General features: G+C 52.1%; 2 protein-coding genes and 1 pseudogene. All 3 read right to left on the minus strand.

What is annotated here, in order from left to right:
- Positions 1-208: 208 nt before the first annotated feature.
- A complete protein-coding gene (locus Q0277_RS08220; protein ID WP_297997164.1) occupies positions 209-2,344 on the minus strand; it encodes a hypothetical protein in 2,136 nt (711 codons plus the stop codon).
- The gene (locus tag Q0277_RS08225; RefSeq protein WP_297997166.1) at positions 2,337-2,864 is read right to left on the minus strand and encodes an outer membrane lipoprotein carrier protein LolA; all 528 of its coding nucleotides are present in this window, start codon (positions 2,862-2,864) and stop codon (positions 2,337-2,339) included. The genes Q0277_RS08220 and Q0277_RS08225 overlap by 8 nt, the downstream gene beginning before the upstream one ends.
- A 35-nt stretch (positions 2,865-2,899) precedes the next feature.
- Positions 2,900-3,214: pseudogene (locus tag Q0277_RS08230) on the minus strand (hypothetical protein); the annotation flags it as partial.

A 3,214-nucleotide genomic window follows, 5' to 3' on the forward strand; every position in this document is an offset into this window, starting at 1 on the left:
AATTTCATCTCAAATTTTATCTTGCGCTCTAATCGGTTAAATTTTATCTTGCACATGCAGACTAAATTTTATCTCGCAGCAGGTTGGATTAAAATTTTCATTTGCCGCGGCTGCGTAAATTTACGGCGTGCTCTTTTTGTAAAATTTTATCTACAAGCGGGGCAAAGAGCGTCTATTCAGTGCTTTCAGCTCTTTGGCTCCCGCTTGATTAGCTTTTCTTGCTAGCCGCCAAAACTTGCGCTAAGATCGCCGCTAGCGCGATGTTAAGGCTGACGCAGAGCCCAAACAGCGCCACGGCTTTAGTGGAGCTGAAAGCGAGCGTAAAAAAGGAGATTATGCTGGTTAAAGACGCGAGCGTGATGCCGAAAATTTTATCGCTAAGCGCCATCTTATCGTTGTTTGCAAAGATCATATAGTCTATCCCCACGGCGCCTGAGAGGATCAGCGCAAAGATCGCAAATATATTCACGCTCACGCCGAATGCGCTAAGCAGGGCGAGCACGGCTAAATTTGTCGCAAAAACGCAGATGACGATCAGCCATGCCGTCCGCGCGCCGAAAAACGCCCACAGCAGCGCGAGCGCGAGCGCGTATGCGGCACATTTTAGATACAAGGCGTTGATTTTGATCTGTGAAAACGCCTCGCTTATGGCGCTTCGCATATTTAGATGCAGCGCGCCCATCTGCGCGGCAAGCTCGCTTACGGCTGCTTTATCGCGCACGCCGCGCAAAAAAGCGATATGCGGATCGACGCTCGGCATCGCGGCAAAAAGAACGGAGCTTCTAGCCTGCTCGTAGCTTAAAATGGGCGCATCCGCAATCTTAGCAAAGTTTGCGTCCACGAGCTCGCGACTAAGCCCGAGGTTTAAAAATGCGCTTCTATCGTAGTTTGCAAAAGCCTGCTTGATAAAGCTCTGCGTAGCTGGATCCAAAATCGGCGCGCCGGTGTATGAGTCTGCAAGACCGCGCGCTACGGCCTCTTTGGCTACCGCGCTCGCGTTGTTACCCACGATAAGATCGAAGCTCGAGCCTCCGATGCTTGCGAGCTTGGCGCTCATCGCGATCAGGTTTTTATCTAAGCTAGCGTATTCACTGACGTCGTCCTTAAGCTCCATTTTAAAATACAAAAACGCAAGCAACGCCACGCAAACGAGGATGAGCGCTTTGAGGCTTAGGTTTATCTTGCAAAGCGCCTTTGCGTAGAGTTCAAGCGCCTTTGCAAAGATCGGGGCAGGGCGAAATTCTATCCCTTCAAGCAGGATCGGCAGGGCGAAGTAGCTAAAGAAAAATGCCCCCGCAAGTGCGGCTATGGCAAAGATCGCGATCTCTTTGAGCAGAAAAAACGGGCTGAATAAAAATACGAAGTAGCCTCCGGCCGTGATGAAAAACCCTAGAAGCAGGATGTTTCGCATGCTTTTTATCGAGCGAGCTTCGATACGGCGCGCGATATTTGCGCCCAGCCAGTGCACCGCGTAATCCAGCATCAGCCCGATTAGGCTCGTCGAAACCACGGCGCTTAGGATGTGGATCGAGCCGCGGATCGCCATCGTAGCCGCTACGCCGCAGGCAAGCCCGAAAAGTGCGGGCAGCAGCAGACAGAAGATCCGTGCGCGCGAAAATGCCGCCAGCAGCAGCGCCGCGCATAGGCTAAGCGATACGGCGCCCGCGATGGAGCTCTCGCGCACGCCCGCGCTTTTACCCAATGCGCTGAAAAGGGCGGTGCCGGAGATTAAAATTTCGCTCTTTTGCGCTTTGCGCACCAGCGCACTAAGCGCGTCGTCATTTGCTTTCGGAGCCAATTTAGCCATAGCGAAGTAGTACGGCGCGCCGTCAATGATCGTAATAAAGCGGTTTTGTGCAGGATCGAGTCTGATAGCGCCGCGAGTGCCGAGGCGCGAGTGAAGGCTGAGTGAGAAAAAATCCTGCGAGAGGCTAAGCGGGCGAAATTTTGAGTAAAGCTCACGCGCGCTGCGCTCAAAAAAGGCCTGCGGATCGCTTTTTAAAAGCTCCACGCTCGCATCATCGAGCATCGCGGGCGCAAAGCGCGCAAGCTCGCTCTGATACACTCTCGCGTCCTTTACCTCATAAATTATGCTCTCAAAAAGCCCGCTTTTTTGCATATCTGCAATGAACGCGTCAAAGCTCGCTCTCTCCGCGCTTGCGACGATGATTTGCCTTGCGATCTCGCGGTTGAAATCCTCGACGCTTTGTTTCTGCTTGCCCGAAATTTCAATGCCGCTCAGCTCGTAAAAATCGGAATTTACGCGGTTTAAATTTAACGCTATAAAGGCGCAAAGCGCGATGAATGCCGCGCCGAATGCCGCTAGGATCGCGCTCTTACTCATCTAAGCTCACGACGCCAGAAAATACGTTTTCGCTCACGTCGCCATTGGCGCTACTGATCCGCAGCACTCTGACGTAGGCGCCGCCCTCGATCACGATATTTTTAAAGATATTTTGCAGCATCCCTTTTGGGCTTAGCTCGGCGCGCCACGCATCTTTGCTGCCGCTTAGCGCGATCGAGAAATTTTTGCTAAGCCGCGCTACGTCCAGGCGCGAGATCGCCAAAAAGGTGTCCTTATCAAAAAGCGAATCGGCGCTTTTGACCCACGCTTCGCCGCTGCGCTCAAAGACGCCGTCCGCGCCGATTTTTAGCTCGCTTCGCACCGGCTCTAGCGTCGTCCAAAGCAGCTCGCCGCCTTTGATCCTAAACTCGCCGCTGCTTCGCACGGGCTCGGCAAAGCCCTCGATGCTGAGCGTTTCGCTAAATTTGCCGCCGATATTGTCGGTCTTAAGCGCCAGATCGCTTACTTCAAGTGCTCTCGCAAGTCCCAAAATCGCCAAAAATAAAGCTAAAATTTTCATCGTAGTCCTTTAAATTTTATGCTCGCTAAAAAATTTCATTGTCCATTATCGCTAGGCAAAATTTCATTCGCCGCGGCGTTTTGAGGGCAGTCTTGCTCGGACGCGGCTTTGCTTGCCGTCGAAATTTCATTTGCTGTCGAAATTTTATCTGCCGCTGAAATTTTACTCGCGGGATTTTTCTTTGCTAAAATTTTATCCGCGCACGCCCTTAGCTGCGGCGGTATCTCATACAGCGTTCTTTTAGAATCAAGCTCTACTGCGGCTTGCGACGTGGTTGCCTTGGCTAGGAGCGCGCCGGATAGGCTTTTGATACGGTAGGAGAATTTTATGATCGTGTCGCACTCAAGCAG

Source organism: uncultured Campylobacter sp., assembly GCF_938030815.1.
Classification (GTDB): domain Bacteria; phylum Campylobacterota; class Campylobacteria; order Campylobacterales; family Campylobacteraceae; genus Campylobacter_B.